Source organism: Pseudobacter ginsenosidimutans, from assembly GCF_007970185.1.
Classification (GTDB): domain Bacteria; phylum Bacteroidota; class Bacteroidia; order Chitinophagales; family Chitinophagaceae; genus Pseudobacter; species Pseudobacter ginsenosidimutans.
The window spans coordinates 1,860,601-1,877,700 of sequence record NZ_CP042431.1 but is presented as its reverse complement, the minus strand read 5'-3'; the positions used below and the strand labels follow the sequence as shown (position 1 = coordinate 1,877,700).

At 47.6% G+C, this 17,100-nt stretch carries 12 protein-coding genes, 1 tRNA gene and 1 pseudogene; 5 read left to right on the top strand and 9 right to left on the bottom strand.

What is annotated here, in order from left to right:
- Positions 1-58: 58 nt before the first annotated feature.
- The 6 genes and pseudogenes from bglX to FSB84_RS07665 form a co-directional block, all read right to left on the bottom strand.
- On the bottom strand, positions 59-2,311 hold the full coding sequence (bglX, locus tag FSB84_RS07690; RefSeq protein ID WP_130542112.1) for a beta-glucosidase BglX: 2,253 nt from the start codon (positions 2,309-2,311) through the stop codon (positions 59-61).
- A 184-nt stretch (positions 2,312-2,495) separates the two neighbouring features.
- Entirely contained in the window at positions 2,496-3,860 is a 1,365-nt protein-coding gene (locus FSB84_RS07685) for a glucoamylase family protein (protein WP_225980005.1), read from the bottom strand.
- A gap of 21 nt (positions 3,861-3,881) precedes the next feature.
- Positions 3,882-5,533, bottom strand: a pseudogene (locus FSB84_RS07680) (glucoamylase family protein).
- A gap of 52 nt (positions 5,534-5,585) precedes the next feature.
- Positions 5,586-6,419 (bottom strand): LamG domain-containing protein, encoded by an 834-nt coding sequence (locus tag FSB84_RS07675; protein WP_130542113.1) that lies wholly within the window; start codon positions 6,417-6,419, stop codon positions 5,586-5,588.
- Between the two features lie 49 nt (positions 6,420-6,468).
- On the bottom strand, positions 6,469-7,995 hold the full coding sequence (locus FSB84_RS07670) for a RagB/SusD family nutrient uptake outer membrane protein (RefSeq protein WP_207234279.1): 1,527 nt from the start codon (positions 7,993-7,995) through the stop codon (positions 6,469-6,471).
- Positions 7,996-8,006: 11 nt separating this feature from the next.
- The gene (locus tag FSB84_RS07665) at positions 8,007-11,252 is read right to left on the bottom strand and encodes a TonB-dependent receptor (RefSeq protein WP_130542115.1); all 3,246 of its coding nucleotides are present in this window, start codon (positions 11,250-11,252) and stop codon (positions 8,007-8,009) included.
- A 42-nt stretch (positions 11,253-11,294) separates the two neighbouring features.
- On the opposite strand from FSB84_RS07665, the gene FSB84_RS07660 reads away from it, so the two are divergent.
- Positions 11,295-11,621 (top strand): hypothetical protein, encoded by a 327-nt coding sequence (locus tag FSB84_RS07660; protein WP_130542116.1) that lies wholly within the window; start codon positions 11,295-11,297, stop codon positions 11,619-11,621.
- Here FSB84_RS07660 and FSB84_RS07655 read toward each other — a convergent pair.
- Positions 11,582-12,706 carry a FecR family protein gene (locus FSB84_RS07655; RefSeq protein WP_130542117.1) on the bottom strand — a complete coding sequence of 375 codons (1,125 nt, stop codon included), beginning with the start codon at positions 12,704-12,706 and terminating at the stop codon, positions 11,582-11,584. The two genes, FSB84_RS07660 and FSB84_RS07655, sit on opposite strands and share 40 nt — an antisense overlap.
- A 68-nt stretch (positions 12,707-12,774) precedes the next feature.
- A complete protein-coding gene (locus FSB84_RS07650; protein WP_130542118.1) occupies positions 12,775-13,350 on the bottom strand; it encodes an RNA polymerase sigma-70 factor in 576 nt (191 codons plus the stop codon).
- Between the two features lie 147 nt (positions 13,351-13,497).
- On the opposite strand from FSB84_RS07650, the gene FSB84_RS07645 reads away from it, so the two are divergent.
- Both FSB84_RS07645 and FSB84_RS07640 read left to right on the top strand, forming a co-directional pair.
- Positions 13,498-13,571 (top strand) — tRNA-Ile (locus FSB84_RS07645).
- 290 nt (positions 13,572-13,861) lie between these two features.
- Complete coding sequence (locus FSB84_RS07640; protein WP_130542119.1) at positions 13,862-14,614, top strand: outer membrane beta-barrel protein; 753 nt, start codon at positions 13,862-13,864, stop codon at positions 14,612-14,614.
- 72 nt (positions 14,615-14,686) lie between these two features.
- Here FSB84_RS07640 and FSB84_RS07635 read toward each other — a convergent pair whose 3' ends face one another.
- Positions 14,687-15,316, bottom strand: coding sequence for a hypothetical protein (locus FSB84_RS07635; protein ID WP_147122089.1), 630 nt, complete (start codon positions 15,314-15,316; stop codon positions 14,687-14,689).
- Positions 15,317-15,474: 158 nt separating this feature from the next.
- On the opposite strand from FSB84_RS07635, the gene hflX reads away from it, so the two are divergent.
- Entirely contained in the window at positions 15,475-16,665 is a 1,191-nt protein-coding gene (hflX, locus tag FSB84_RS07630) for a GTPase HflX (protein ID WP_130542121.1), read from the top strand.
- Positions 16,665-17,021: a Rieske (2Fe-2S) protein gene (locus FSB84_RS07625; RefSeq protein WP_130542122.1), complete on the top strand. Its 357-nt coding sequence runs from the start codon at positions 16,665-16,667 to the stop codon at positions 17,019-17,021. Before hflX ends, FSB84_RS07625 begins: the two co-directional genes overlap by 1 nt.
- The last annotated feature ends 79 nt before the right edge of the window (positions 17,022-17,100 follow it).

Below are 17,100 nucleotides of genomic sequence, written 5' to 3'. Positions count from 1 at the left end.
AGAGGATATTCAGGTTAGGCCGAATATCCCCTGGTTTATAAAAATCAACCCCGTACTATCATTTCAATTCAAAACCTGCTTCTTTCACTTCCTGCGAATTCCCTCCCACAAACACTTTGAAAGCACCAGGCTCCGCCACAAACTTCAGATCACTGTTATAGAATTTCAGATCCTCCACAGAAATTGTAAAGCTGACTTCCTTCGATTCACCTTTTTTCAATTCCACTTTTTTGAATCCTTTCAACTCTTTCACTGGTCTGGTAATGGTTCCTACCAGGTCACGGATGTATAGCTGTACTGTTTCAACACCATCATAATTCCCTGTGTTACTAACAGTCACAGTCACCTGTATTTTATCTTTTGCAGTGATGCTTTTCTTGTCCAGTTTCAGATCGCCATAAGTAAAGGTGGTATAGCTCAGTCCATAACCAAATGGATACAGCGGCGTGTTGGGAACATCGAGGTACTTGGTTGTATACTTTTGGTTTTCGTCGAGGGGGCGACCGGTGTTTTTTGCATTATAGTAAATGGGGATCTGTCCTACATTCCGGGGCCAGCTCATAGTGAGCTTACCGGAAGGATTGGCCGCGCCGAACAACACATCTGCAATGGCAGCGCCAGCCTGCGTTCCACCGAACCAGGTTTCCAGGATGGCATCGATATTCTCGTTCTCCCAGCTCACAGTGAGCGGTCTTCCATTCATCAATACCAACACAACAGGTTTGCCGGTTGCTTTCAATGCTTTCAGCAAAGCCAGTTGATTTTCGGGCAATCCGATCATACTACGACTGGCAGCTTCTCCACTCATACCAAATGCTTCTCCCAGCACCGCCACTACTACATCAGCCTGCTGCGCAGTTGCCACGGCTTCTGTGATCAGTTGCTCAGGAGTTGCCGTTTCACGAGTGATCTGTCCATCATGCGCATTGAGGCGCTTGAGCAGGTTTTCATCTTCCAATAAATTACAACCTTTGGCATAGAGATATCCACCACCTTTTTGTTCGAGTGCGGCCCAGAGGCTCACGGCTTTCTTGTAATCACCGGCGCCACTCCAGCTTCCGATCAGGTTGCGCTGGTCTTTTACCAGCGGCCCGATGAAAGCAATTTTTTTGGAAGCATTCAATGGTAACACCTGGTTACTGTTCTTCAGCAGCACCATGCTTTTTATCGCAGCTTCCTTGCTCAGCGCCAGTTGCTGCGCATTCATGATCTCTGTTTTATTGCGCTCTTCGCTGATATATCGGTAAGGATCTTCAAATAGTCCGAGTTTGAATTTTGCTTCCAGTATCCTGCGGACTGCTGCATCTATCTGAGCCATCGATACTTTTCCTTCTTTCACCAGTTGTGCTCCGTGTTTGAGAAATACTTCGCCTACCATATCCATGTCAACGCCGGCATTCAATGAGAGTTCACCTACTTTCTTTTCATCACCCATTCCATGCGCGATCATTTCATTAATGGCGGTGTAATCCGTTACGATCAATCCATTAAAGCCGTATTGTTTGCGCAGCAGATCCGTGAGCAGCCATTTGTTGGCGGTAGCGGGAATGCCATCGATCTCATTGAAGCTGGTCATTACCGAACCAGCGCCAGCCTGCACAGCAGCTTTGTAAGGCGGCAGGTATTCGTTGTACATTTTTACGCGGCTCATGTCGACAGTATTGTAATCCCTTCCTGCTTCTGAAGCGCCATACAATGCAAAATGTTTCACACAGGCGAGGATGGTATTGTTCTTCGAGAGATCAATTCCCTGATAGCCCTGTACCATGGCTTTTCCGATCTGTGATCCCAGGTAAGGATCTTCACCAGCGCCTTCACTTACGCGGCCCCAGCGCGGATCACGGGCGATGTCCACCATCGGGGAGAAGGTCCAGTTAAGACCATCGGCGCTGGCCTCTTCAGCAGCCACGCGGGCTGTGCGTTGCAGCAGGTCCATATCCCAGGAGGCTGCCAGACCAAGATTGATGGGGAAGATGGTGCGGTGACCATGGATCACGTCATATCCAAAAAGCAGCGGGATCTTCAGTCTTGTTTCTTTCACGGCCAGGTCCTGCAGTTTTCGAACAGCCGATGGCGTGAAGGTATTGAACACACCTCCCACCAAACCTTTGCGGATCTTTTCTTCCACACCCTGACTAAGGATCGGACCTGTAACATCGAATCCAATCGAAGGCAGGTTGAGCTGACCGAGTTTTTCTTCCAGCGTCATTTGCTGCAGGAGTTTACTCACCGTGGTATTCATATCTTTTTTTTGTGCAAATGCCGACACGGTCATCAGCATCAGAAAGGCGACAAGCCATCTATTGATCATACTATTTCATTTTTTCTGAATACAAATCTCAAAAAATATAAATGCCGGCATTCGTTGATCAGCATTGAAAAAGCCGCTGACGTATTATTGACGTATCAAATGCATGGACATATCCACCAAAATACTTCATTACTTCACTAATGACTGGTAGCATATCATCAAGTTTCGATGATATTTTTCATTACTACTTCAACGCCGGGCTTTCGAATCCCAGTCGCGTCAGTCCATTTTTGATTTCCGGGCAGCTCATGAACAGCTTCCAGAGCAGTCCGGAACGGTAGTTCTCTATCATCACAATGATCGGTCCCTGATCGATGGCCAGGTGTGAACCTGCCACCCAGTTCTGGGTTTCATTGAAGGCATCCACAAAACCATATTGCGTCCAGAGCTTATCGCCGAGCTTGTAATAAAAATGACGTAGCGCCTGCATGCTCTCTTTGGGACTATAGGGAAAGGAAGATAGAGCAGCTGTAGGAGAAATGGTGCCATTATCATTGTCTGGTGAATGCGCACTGTAACCGTTGTAGGTATCGCTGGCAGTAAGTCCCCAGCAATCCGCGCCATATCCTTTGAATTTGTTCGGATTCCGGATGCAATGCTCCCGGTTAATTTGTACATGGTGCGTGGTCTGGGTCCAGTAGTCTGCATATTTGTCCTTCAGCCCGCGAGGATCGAGGCCCAGAAATGAGTAATGAGAAAAGAAGAGCGGACCGCCATAATCGAAGCCCAGCGGAAGTTCTATCCCATAGAACGATCTGCCGTTGCGAAAGAACCAGCTATTGGCCCATCCCTGGTGATACACTTCGGGTTTCACGGGATAGCGTTGCGATGAAGCCGCCAATACATAAGTGATAAGACATTCATTGAATCCGCGGATCTCGAAATTCATACTCCATCCGTTGTTGGGGCTCCAGTGCCAGTAAAGCACATTCCTTCCGCCCTGCGTGTACCAATCCCATTCGGCTTCATTCCAGAGCCAGTTGATGGTATTGCGAAGCCGTGTCTCTTCAGGCGCTTCCTTATTAAAGTATTGCCGCGCACAAAGCAAACCCTGAAATAGAAAAGAGGATTCAACAATATCACCTCCATCATCTTTCCTGCTGAAGGGAATCGTTTTTCCCGTACTGCCATTGAGCCAGTGTGCGAAGATGCCATGGTAGTGATCGGCTTTACTGAGAAAGGTCACGATCTTCTGAAGCCGCGCCAGTGCTGAATCTCGCGGTATCCATCCACGCTCTGCCGCCACAATAATGGCCATCACTCCAAACCCTGAGCCACCGGTAGTGACCACTTCATCTCCATAATCATAAGCGATATTGCTCCGCTCCCGGCTAAGCCCGGATACCGGATGACCGAAATCCCAGAAATACCGGAAGGTTTGTTTTTGAACAAGGTCCAGCAATTGCTCATCTGTGAGATCGGGAATGATAGTGGTACTCACTGTTTCCTTTGCCTGGACTTTCTTCTTCTGCGCCTGCAAAAAAGAAGTATAACCCAAAAGCATGAACGAAATCAAAGCATATACGCTGTATCTGAATTTACTGGTCATTGTTTCTTTTTGATGGTTCAATTAAATACCGGGATGCGTAAATCCCAGTTTCTGCAATCCTGTTTTCACTTCATCGCAGCTCATGAACAGGTTCCAGAGCAGTCCGCTCCGGTAGTTCTCGATCATTATAATAATAGGACCCTGATCGATGGCAAGAAAAGAATCTGCCACCCATATATCTTTCAATGAGAACGCATCGGCAAAGCCGTATTCTTTAAAAAGTTTATCGCCGAGTACATAATAGAAGAATTTCAACGCCTTCATGGATTCTGAAGGAGTGTAGGGAAAAGATGAGAGCGCTGCTGTGGGCGCGATCACGCCCAGATCATTGGTGGGCGAACTCGCTGCATAGCCGCCTGGGATATCGCTTGCCGTGAGTCCCCAGCATTCATCGGAATACCCGAAATAATGATTGGGATTATTGATGGCATACTGGTAATTGATCTTCGTGTGGTTGATCACCTGTTCTTCATAATCGGCATAAGCATCTTTCAGTCCTCTGGGTCAAGGCCCAAAAATGAATAATGAGAAAAGAATAAGGGCCCGCCCATTGCCGGGCCCAGTGGCAATTTCACCCCGTAATAATTATTGTTGTTGCGCATGGCGCCGTTCCTTGCCCAACCTTCATCATACACCGACTTCGGAATGGTGTGAACCGGGGCTCCGGCAGCCAGCACATAAGTGATCAAACATTCATTCCAGCCCTGGATGGGCAGATTCATTTCCCATTGCAGATCGGCACTATAATGCCAGTACAGTTCCTGCTGATTGTTCTTTCTGAACCAGCTCCATTCCACGCCCTCCCAAAGTTGATTGATATCCGCGCGGAGTACGGCTTCCGGGGCATCGGGTTTGTTGAAGAACTGCCTGGCAGTGAGCAGTCCCTGCATCAGGTACCCAGTTTCCACCAGGTCTGCGCCATTATCTTTAGCGCTGAAGGGAATGATCTTTCCTGTGGCGCCGTTCAGCCAGTGCGGAAATGCGCCGTGTACTTTTTCAGCATTTTTCAGAAAGGCTACTATTGTCTGCAACCGCGTCAGCGCTTGCGCCCTCGTGATGAAGTTGCGGTGCACTGCCGTTACAATGGCCATGATGCCGAAACCCGAACCACCTGAGGTTACAATATCACCGGAAGTATTTCTTTCTCTGGCCAATCCGCTGACCGGATGAGCAAAGTCCCAGAAATACCGGAATGTTTGTTCCTGCACTTTTGAGAGCAATTGCTCATCGGTGATACGCGGATACTTGTCAGAGCTGTCCAGTGATGTGACTAACTGCAACTGTACGGGCTGTTGCAAATGCCCGCCGTTGGCTGACTTGAGTGATGATGCTACTTCCAGGAAATATTTTTCGTAATGGTTCAGCTGTTGGGTTGGCTGTAGAACCAAGATGCTGTCGCTGTGTTCATAGGTCAGATTTAATGGAACGGTACCGCCCTGGTGTTTGGTCAGCGAAACCGCTGCACTCGCAGAGGCTTTATCAATTTTGGCAGGCAGCCTGAATTTGATCAGTGGCTGCCTGCTCACATCGTAATAAGTTGTCAGCGCCGGTTTTTCGTCAATGGTCCAGTACGAGAAACTGAAGTTCACAGGGGTTGGCGGCGGATCGGGATCCGGCGATGAACCGCTGCGGCTGCAGGCAGTTACCAATACAATAGCTGCAAACAGGGTCATTTTTTTTCGCATGGTTATTGACGATATAGGGAACGAAATGAACCGGATCTTTTTATTGTTTTCCATTAAAAAGGGCAGTGATCTCAGCCTGGGTCAGCACTTTGTTGTAGAGCCGGAACTGATCCAATGCACCTGTGTATTCCACCATCCATACGGGAGGTTTTACACCTACAGCCAATGCTGCAGGCCCACCGATTATCAGACCAGCGGATTTGGTCAGGTCCAGTTTGCCGCGTGGATTACCTTGAAATTTCACATCGCCAAAACCAGCAGGTAGATTGGTAGGCTCGGCGCCATCAACATACGTAACCAGTTTGGAGCTGTTTTCATCGTAGGTGAAAGCAAAATGATGCCATTGATCGTTCAAAACATTGGGAATACGCTTATCGCCGTTGTATTCAAACCATTGATCGAGGAGATAAAACTTGAATGTTGCCAACTCTGCTGTACTCTGATTGCCATCTTCGATGAGGAGGAATATATCGCTCTTGTGCTCTATTTCTCCTTTGGTGGTTGACAATCCAAATACCATTTCGGCTGCAGATCCAGGTGGATGGGGCGTTTTTTTCAACCAGAATGAAATGGTGAAACTGGTTGCCCTTGAGAAGTTATTGGCTGAAGGATATTTAATATAAGAATCGGGTCCGCCTTTGTATGCTTTTCCACTTATTCCATCCACCCATGTGGCGTTCACAGGTTGACCAAAATTGGCGCGAATACTGTCAACCTCCGTACCCTCAAATGCTGTAAAGAAATTCAGCGCGCCTCCCGGGTTGGCCTGATCTACCGGGTATTCGGGCATACCGGGCCTGTCGAGTTTCTGACAGCTGGCGCCGGCCAGAACGGCCAGCAGACATATAATGAAGAAAGATTGATTGCTTTTCATAAAAGATCTTTTCAGTATGAAAAAATATTTCGGTTATCCGGTCCTGTTATCAATAGTCAGGATTCTGGATCAGTGTGCCACCGGATTTATCGATAGCGCTCTGAGGGATCGGATAATACTTATTCTTATCCTGGTAACCGAGCGGCCCCAGCACTTCCAGCGCTCTGCCCCATCTCACCAGGTCATAGAATCTTTCGCCTTCCATGGCCAGTTCGGCTCTCCGTTCACGTTGGATAGCCGCGCGGAGCAGGGCCTGATCTGTTATTTCAACTTCGGGAAGAATAGCATTGTTCCCTTGTCTTGCCCTGAACCTTACCTGCTCCAGGTAATCCAGCGCCTTTGTGGTATTGGCAGGACCTCCCAGTTCATTGGCAGCTTCTGCAGCCATAAGCAGAACATCTGCATAACGCAGTTTGGGAATATTGAGCCAGCGGCTGAATTGCGGATCACCATCCGTGATGGTGATGAGCCCGCGACGCGTAGGATCGGTGTATACTTTTTTGTTCCAATAGGGTTGAGCAGAGATATTGGCTGGTGGAAGTACCTTATTATATCCACCATTGGCTGTGCCGCCATCTGATTCTCCTGAGAACAGGATGGTAGCTTCCCTGCGCGGATCACCGGTCTCATAAGAATTCACCAAACTTGCCGTTGGCGCATTGAAGCCCCAGCCGAGATTCCATTCACCTGCACCACGAACACCCTGCGACTGATTATAATTGTTACCAAGATTCACGGAGCCATTCGCATTCACATACATCTGAATTTCGAACAGGGATTCTTTTGAGTTCTCACCTTCTTCCTTGAACAACCTGTAATAGGGATCGATCAGTGAATAACGTTGTGAGCTGATCACATCTTCAGCTTTGGCGAGCGCGCCGGCCCAGTTCTGCCTGTACAAAAGGGTTTTGGCTTTCAGTGCATCAGCAGCGCCTTTTGTTGATCTGCCAATGAATTTGGCCTCCCATTCCGGCGGCAGATTGGCAATGGCAAAATCGAGGTCTGCATCAATGAGTGCATAGATCTCAGTTACCGGCACTTTGGGAACATTGGCATCTGAGGGAAGATAGATCTTGAAATCGATCTTCGGCACACTTCCAAAATTGCGCACCAGGTCAAAATAAGCGAAGGCCCGGAGGAAAGTGGCTTCCCCACGGTTCTGCAAACTGGCCTGGTCTGTGAGTTTAAGCGAATCCACTTCGTGAATAACTGCATTGCACAAAGTGATGAAAGCATAGTGATCGTCCCAATAGGTGGTAACCTGATTGTAAGAGGGATCGTATTTGAATTCATCGAAAATGGCTGTTATCGCTGACTCATCACCGGAAGTACTTCCTTTGACCGCATCATCAGAACGAACATTATGCAAGCCAATGGTGGGAAATCCGCTCACACCGCTTTTGCGCAGCTCTCCATAAAGTCCGAACACCATTCCTTCCACGCCGCCCTGAACGATATCATCCTGGGTTCCTACGCCCAGTGGTTTCCTGTCGAGGAATTTGGAGCAACCTGCCATGCCTGTCATGAGCAACATCACCGGCAACAAAGCGCTGATCCATTTATTATTAAGTTTCATGATCATTAGTTTTAGAATGTTACATTGAATCCGAATGAGTAAATGGCAGGCAGGGGATAAGAGCCTCTGTCTACTCCAAACTCGATGGCATTTCCTCCAAACTCGGGGGAGAAACCGGAATTGTCTTTGAAGGTTACCAGATTCTGCGCATTCAGGAAAACGCGGAGCGATTTCGCAAAGCGGGTGAACCCTTCCTTTTTGATCGGCACATTGTACCCGATACTTACATTGCGGATACGGAGATAGCTTCCGTCTTCGATCATGTAAGAGGAATTTTGTTTGTTGATACCACGCAGGTCGTTTACCTGTGGCTCCCAGTTGGAAGTGCCGGCGCCATGCCATCTTCCCATCCTGTCTTCCCGGTAATTGAACACGGCAAATGTGTTTCCATTGCCCCAGCTTCTGAATACTTCATTGCCGTATACGCCCTGGAAATCGATACCGATATCGAAACCTTTATAGTCTGCGCTCAAAGCGAATCCGTAAATGAAATCGGGAGTAGGGTTTCCGATCATCGTGCGATCATTATCATCCACTACGCCATCCGGACCGGTGGGTTTGCCATTGGCATCTTTCGGGCCAGCCACATCTTTGAACTTCAGGTCGCCGGGTCCATATTCACCAAAGAAGCCTGCTCTTGGAGATGAGATCTTATCCGCATATGACTGGTATACGCCTTCCACCACATAGCCATAAAAATATCCGATGGGCATTCCGGCCGTTACGCGGGAGGCGCCGGAGATGATCTCGAAGCCGGGCTGATAAATAGATAATACCTTATTCTTGAAACTGGTGATATTACCGCTGATCGAATAACCGATGCCGTTAGGCAGCTTATCGGTCCAGGTAGCCGATGCTTCAACGCCTTTGTTCTCGATCTCTCCTGCATTGGTAATACCCGGCTTTTGACCGCTGAGGCCGGGATAGTTGGTCAGCAGGTCTGTTGTTTTCTTGTGATAATACACTGCTTCAACGCGCAGGCGATTTTTCAGGATCGCAAACTCAACGCCTGCTTCTGCGGAACGCACCTGTTCCCATTTCAGGTTTTGATCGGCAATATAGCTGGGCGTGTAGGCAGCCACCACATTATTGCCAAACACAGCACTGGAGCCGCTTACGAGCTGCGGATAATAGGGATAGTGTATTTCAGTATACTGATTACCGAGCACGCCGTAGGAGGCTTTCACTTTCAGGTAATCGAAGATGGTTTGTCTTTCCATGAAATTCTCTCTTGTCATTTCCCAGGCTGCGCCTAAGGCAATGAAGTTCTGATAACGGTTTTCGGGAGAGATCTCGGAGGAGCCATCTCGTCTGAAAGAAGCATTGAGCATGTATTTACCCTGGTAGTTGTACAGTGCACGGAACAGATAAGAAACAGTGGCCTGCTCCCATTGCAGGGGCTTATCGTTGCCGAATAGATCGCCACCGGTACTGACTCCTGAAACCCTGGTTCCGGGATCACCGAAGAAGTTATCTACATACCAGAATCGTTTGTCTCTTGGAATGGGTGTGCCATTGGCAAATTGTGTAACGCGTCCATTGGTTTCCGTATAACTGTTGAAGTAAGTGGTGAAACCACCGAGTGCTGTGAGGTTATGGTCACCGAATTTTTTCTTCCAGGTGAGGAGATATTCCTGCTGGAATTTGGAATAGGTATTTTCTTTCTGGAATACTTGTGTGTTTTGATAACCGTTCTGCCAGTCGGCAGTATCCAGGTCGGCAGACCAAACCCTGATCCTTGGCGTGTAGCGGCGCTGGTCATTGAAGCCGAGATCCAGGTAGAAGGTGGATTTGAAGTTGAAGTCGCGGAGAAAATTCACTTCACCTGAAACGCTTCCGATCACGCGGTACTCGCGCTGGAGGTCTGTGTTCTTTTTTTCTTCCACCAGCATAACGGGATTGGGTACCTGCGGACCGCCGATCTGATCCGGTAAGCGATTGTAGATCCCTCTTTCTTTATTGAATGGTTCTACTATCGGTGTGGCATTGATAGCCTGTACAAAATCATTCGCGGCAGGTGGCGTGGCGCGGTACCCGTTCAGGTTGAAAGAAAGCTTAATGGCTTTGGACACGCGCAGCTCATCATTGATGGAGAGCAGGATCTTGTCCAGGTCCTCATGTTTGATCAGTCCCTGTTCCTTGATATAGCCAACACCCATATAGAATTTATTCTTTTCGGTGCCTGCAGAAACGCTGACATTATTATTGGAGACGATAGCATTCTTCTTTGCGATCAGATCCACCCAGTTGGAGTTGCCGGTGAACTTGTCGTAGTAGGCAAAGGGCGGCTGGCCTTCATTTTGTCTTTGTTCATCGAACAGGGTTTTGAACTGTACGGCATCGGCCATCTTCACTTCATCGGTGATCTTTTTGATGCCGATGGAAGCATTGAGGTTCACCGTTAGTTGCCCGGTCCTTCCTTTTTTTGTTGTGACGATGATCACGCCGTTGGCGCCACGCACACCGAAGATGGCGAGAGAAGAAGGATCTTTCAGGATCTCGATGGACTCGATATCAGCGGGGTTGAGGAAGTTGATATTATCATTGAACAGTCCGTCTACCACATACAATGGCTTGGTTTGAGAGCGACTTACGGTACCGCGTATGCGAATATCTGGTTCCTGCCCCGGCAGACCGGTGTTGATGATACTCACGCCGGAAACCTTACCCTGCAAGGAAGAGAGCGGATTGGTATTGGGTTTGTCTGCCACTTCCCTTCCGCTCACTTTGGCGATGGAGCCAGTGATATCTCTTTTTTGTGCGGTGCCATAACCGATCACCACTACCTGTTCGAGTTGTGCATTATTTGTTTCCAGAATGATATTGATCTCGGCTCTTCCATTCACGGAGATTTCCTGTGTGAGGTAACTGACGCTGGATATTACCAGTACCGCATCATTCGGCACTTCAATGGAGTAACGCCCTTCGGCATCGGTGGAAGTACCGGCATTGCTTCCTTTCACGCGAACGGAAACGGCAGCCAGCGGCTCGCCTGCAGCATTGGTGATGCGTCCTTTCACGGCAACCTGGTTGATGATTACATCCTCTTTCTTCAATACTACCAGGTTATTGTTAAGTACTTCGTATGCGATGAGGGTATTGGCCAATAATCTGTTCACGACAGATAATACATCTTCATTATTGGCGGTGATGGTCACTTTCGGTTGTTCTGTGAGCAGACTTGAATTGTAGAGGAACCGAAAGCTGGTCTTTTTTTCGATGGCGATCAATACTCTCTTGATATCCGCGGATTGCATGTTGAGTGAGACTTTCGACTGGGATCGCACATTCGCCGAAACATGAAGACAGCCTATCAATATTATGGCAAAGGTCAGTTTCATGAGAATGACAAGCTTTGTTATGGTAGGCCGCCCCGGAAAATCGGGGCAAATCCTGATTTTTTTCATACTTTAAGCATTGAAAAGGGTTTACAATTGGTAAAAGCAATTCCTGGCAAGGGAGATTTTACCGATGACTTTTTCATTCTGCGGGGAATGTTGGTAGCATTTCCCGCTTTCATTAAAAAGATTGATCAGGAGCTGTTAGCAGTTAGCATCGTGAGGATTTTATGTGATCAATGGGTTTTCTATTTTCCGATTACGATCGTTTTGGCATCCGTGAACTGATAACTGAAAGGAGTGGCTACAGATAATGCATGTAAAGCCTCCTTTATCGATTCATTGGCGAAACTGCCTGTCAGCGGCACCTTCGCCAGTTTTGGATTGCTGAAACTAATGTTGACGCCATACCATCTTTCCATTTTCAGGGCCACATCGGCAAAAGGTTCTTCCACAAAGGCCAGTTTGTTCTCTACCCAGGCTGTTTCCACCGCAGTACCATCTTTCTCATCGATGGTCATTTGCCGCACCGAAACAATGGGCTCCTGTAATTTTGCAACTCCGGCTTTTGCTGATCCATCCGCAGCACTATCTTCCCCTACTATGATTTTCTGATTGGGTTTGAGGATAATCTTGCCCGACTGTTCACTGTGCAGGTCCACTTGGATACTTCCCTTCACCAGTGCGGCTTCTGTAGTTTTCTCCCCTGGGTAGGATTTCACATTGAATTGTGTTCCCAGCACTTTTATATCGATGCGATTGGTATGAATGATGAAAGGTTGATCAGGATTCTTTACCACATCAAAGAATGCTTCGCCGGTAAGTGATACTTCCCGCAGCTTCAGGCCAAAGGATTTATCGTAGTTGAGCTTACTGCCAGCATTGAGCCAGACGGTGCTGCCATCGGGCAATGTGATCCTGGTACGGGATCCGTTCTTTGTTACGATCTCGCTGGATGGGTCTTTCCTGCTATTGGCCAATCCAGTGTGTTGTTCGGCTATGGCAGGGCGTGAGTAATACCAAATTATTGAGCCCACCAGCAACAGACTTGCGGCAGCGGCGATATATTTCCAGGGCTTGTTCCGGCGTGAGCTGTCAGACATACGGAAGGTGGCGGGCTCCTCTGCCTCTGTGCTGTTTGCAGCAAAACTGATGCCCTGCTCTTCCATTCGCCGGAGATGCTTGCTGAAAGCCTGTTCCAGTTCTCCCGGATCTGCAACTGCTTTTTGTTGCCAGAGATCCGTAAGGGTTTGCATAGGAAAATGGAGGCCTGGATTGACTTTCAGCAATCGATCCAATTCTTCCAGCTCAGCTTCAGAAGCTTCCCCGGCAAGTTTCCTGGCCATCAGTTCCCATGCGCGGTCTACAGACATATTAATAGTGATTACTACTAAGGACCCGGTTCCGGGGCCGATCTACCAAAGGCAGGGAAAATATTTTTTTAGAGACAAACCAGTTTGCGGAGATTGATATTGATGGCCTTGCCGATCTTCTTCAGGGCGATAGCCAACTGGTTATCGATGGTTTTGATGGAGATATCCAGGATCTCAGACACTTCGCGGTAGCGAAGTCCATCTTCCTTTATTAATTTATAGACCATTTTACAGCGGGGAGGCAATTCATCGATGGCGCGGGAAACCCGGTTCATCAATTCTGCGGTGAGCAGGAGCTGTTCGGGATTGTGGTACTGGCTTTCGAGTTCCACCTGAAGATCGTCCAGGCCGATGGATGCCTGTTTCTGTTTTTTGAGCAGGTATTTGAGGGCCATATTCCTCACACTCACGTAGAGGTATACGGTAAGATTGGTGATCTCGCTTAATTGTGCGCGTCTTTCCCAGATGCGGATGAACACATCGGAAACAATTTCTTCGGATAATTCGTGGGAGCGTACAAAAGCGTTGGCAAATCGGAGGAGAGGCTTATAATAGAGGTAAAACAGTTCCTGGTAGGCCTGTTGGTCATCATAAATGGCAATGCGTCTTTGCAGTTCTTTGGTATGGTCAGAACCCGGGCTCACTGAGGAACAAGTTTAATAGTAGAGTAGCATCACAATTTAGCTGAAAAATTCAGAAAGAATATTTCTGTTGTGCGGGCTATTTTTTTAATTTTGCCCTCCGTCAAAACGCAAAGCCACAGAATAAGGATATTTCTCCGCGAGGAGAATGGACCCTTAGCTCAGACGGTTAGAGCATCTGACTCATAATCAGAGGGTCGTTGGTTCAAATCCGACAGGGTCCACAAAACTAAACCCGCACTTGTTGCGGGTTTTCTGTTTTTCATGACCACTCCATATATATTGAAATACCGGTAATAGACAAACCCCTTCAACCACTCTGCATTCTAGCCATTTTCATCCTTCAAATACTACAGCTTTTCTTGTTGCCACCCCTGTCAAATACAGCCCCCCTGCTTGCTTTCCAACAATTTGCATGAAAACTCCGTGAAACCATTTAAATTGTCGTTTCTTTGCCAACCTTAACATTTCATTTAACCCGGGAAGGATACTTTTGATCAATTATTAAACTGGTATGAAAAAATTTCTGTTTCTGTTCATTACTGTAGCCTGTGTAACTGCTGTTAACGCCCAGGATTCAACTATCACTACCACTTCCACGAAAAAGAAAAAGGACTGGAGTAAGGTAAGCCTCGGAAACCGCGCCAATGATCACTTCATGATCCAGCTTGGTTACAATAGCTGGTCCCAGATGCCAGACAGTATCAATACCAGAGGGATTCCCCGCAGCCTGAACATCTATTTCATGTTCGATTTCCCTTTTAAATCCGATCCCCGTTTCAGTATTGGTATCGGTGCAGGGTTTGGCACAGACAATATTTATTTCAAGAATACAGACATCGATATCACCGGAAGACTCAACAGCAACAAACTCACGTTCAGGAATGTGGCTGATACCAACCACTTCAAGAAATATAAACTGGCTACCACTTACCTGGAAGCTCCAGTGGAACTCCGCTTTGCTTTGAATCCCGAAAACACCAACCGCAGCTGGAAATTCGCGCTGGGTGGTAAGATCGGAACGCTCATGAGCGCTTCTACCAAAGGAAAGACACTCCAGAACAGGAATGGCAATACCATCAATGCCTTCACCCAGAAAGAAAAAGCAAAACGCTTCTTCGATGGCACCCGCCTCAGCGTTACCGGCCGTATCAGCTACGGTGTGTTCGGTATCTATGGCGCTTACCAGGTGAACAGTTTCATAAAAGATGGTATGGGCCCTGATGTTAGACCGTTCCAGGTGGGCATATCGATCAGCGGATTATAAGAAAATCCTGATAAAAATATTAAGGGGCGTCTTTTGCAAGACGCCCGTTTCTTTTATGCTATGCTGCCATAGTTATTCTTCTTTCTTTCCCTCTGTCTTTCTCGCATTCCTGTTGAAAAGTTTCACTGCCCTGAGGTATTCACCGGAAGCATATAGCGCAGCGGCATCACGGTCCGCCGCAATGATCTTTCTCATTTCATTGGAATTCCAGGGAAGTACCGGGCCGTTATCGAAACTATAACCACGAACATACTGAACCTCCATCTTATCATTCGGAATATCCGTGAACATTGTATACAGTGTGATCTTCCCTTTGATCTCGGGAAAAAGCCAGCAGTCATCGACAGGATAACCGGTTATCAGTTTCGTTCCACCTATCAACCTCGTTACTTTTACGGTTTCATCCGGATAGATCCTGGTACTTCGGCTGCTGTCTGAGCGACGCTTGTCTTTGTCTGTATGAATGAGGCAAAACTTCTTCAAAGCCGTATCCAGCCTGAAGGTTGTATAGGGTAATTCCAGTTTGGTACTGTCTTTCATGAACACGGTCAATGTCACTTTCCTGTTCATCATTGGGGAAAGAATTACAGAATGGCCATTCATGAGCGTATGGTTGATCTGCTTTGTTCTGATCTCTTTCATCATTTGGGTCAGGTCCGGATGATAATCCTTTGGTTCCTGTGCCAATAAGGGCAGCACCATCAGAGTGAATACGAGGGGAGTAGGGTCTTTTTTACCTGTTCCATAAGAAAGTTTAAGAGATGGCTAATATAATCAATTAAGGATCGCATTGAAAGCCAACTGGGCGGCCGGAACGCCGTTCCATCCAATTTCAATTACCTTTGTCAAAATTTTAGTAATTGTTAGATAAGAAGAACATCATTCAACAGGAGGAGAAAGCCGTACTCGTGGGCCTGGTACACAAAGACCAGACAGAACCGCAGGTGAAGGAATATCTCGAAGAACTGGCCTTCCTGGCTGAGACCGCCGGGGCACAGGCCGTTAAACGTTTCATGCAAAAGCTGGCCCATCCGGACAGCCGCACTTTTGTAGGAAAAGGAAAACTGGAGCAGATCCAGGAATACATCCAGGGAAAAGATATCAACCTCGTTATATTCGATGATGAGCTCAGTGGCTCACAGATCCAGAATATTGAAAAGATCCTCGGTGTAAAAACCATCGACCGCTCGGATCTGATCCTCGACATCTTTGCACGCCGGGCCAAAACCGCCCAGGCCAAAACACAGGTGGAGCTGGCCCAATACCAGTACCTGCTGCCCAGGCTGAAAGGTATGTGGAAACACCTTGAACGTCTTGGTGGTGGTATCGGTACCAGAGGTCCCGGTGAAACGGAGATCGAAACCGACCGTCGTATTGTAAAAGATAAGATCGCTTTGCTGCGCAGGAAACTCGCGGAGATCGATAAGATCGCCGGCGTGCAGCGCAAAGACCGCGGTGAATTCATCCGCGTAGCGCTGGTGGGTTACACCAACGTAGGCAAGAGCACCATCATGAACCTGATCAGCAAAAGAGAAGTATTTGCAGAGAACAAACTCTTCGCAACGCTGGATACCACAACCAGCAAAGTAGTCTTCGAGAATACGCCTTTCCTGCTCAGTGACACGGTAGGGTTCATACGAAAATTGCCCCACCACCTGGTTGAGAGTTTCAAAAGCACACTGGATGAAGTGCGCGAAGCTGATATCCTGCTGCATGTGGTAGATGTGTCCCATCCTCAATACGAAGATCAGCTCGGCGTAGTGAACAGCACGCTCCAGGAACTGAAAGCACACGACAAACCCGTGATCACCATCTTCAATAAAATGGACCAGTACGAAAAGAATACTTTCGATCCCTGGCTGGAAGAAGAAGTGAAAGTGGAGATCCTCAATGAGCTCAAGGAAAGATGGGAGAACGAACTGCAGGGCAACTGCGTTTTCATTTCTGCAACAGAAAGAAGAAATCTAGATACACTCCGCACTACCATTCTCGAAAAAGTAAGGGATATGTACAAGATCCGTTATCCCTACAAAACAGCTTTCTTTTATTGATGAGTGAAAAGAATTACAAATGGCACCAGGTTGCCGAAAGCGAAGCCGAGCTTCCCTTTGCCACTAACGGCATTGCCGTTGTGGAAGTAAAAGGGAAAAAGATCTGCATCACGAAGCAGCAGGAGGAATGGTTTGGCTTTGCTTTCAAATGTCCGCATGCTGGTGGCATTATGGCCGATGGTTATATCGATGCCATTGGCAACGTGGTATGTCCTTTGCACCGTTACAAATTCAGTATCAAGAATGGCCGTAATACCAGTGGCGAAGGTTATTACCTGAAAACATTCCCCATAAAAACCACCGAAGCCGGCATTTTCGTAGGTCTTGAAGAAAGCAGCCTCTTCGGTTGGTTATAAGTTAACTCCTGGCTCTTCCGGAATTGTGCAGCTTACTGCCAGTTATTTGCTTATAAAGCATTAATTTACCTTATATATT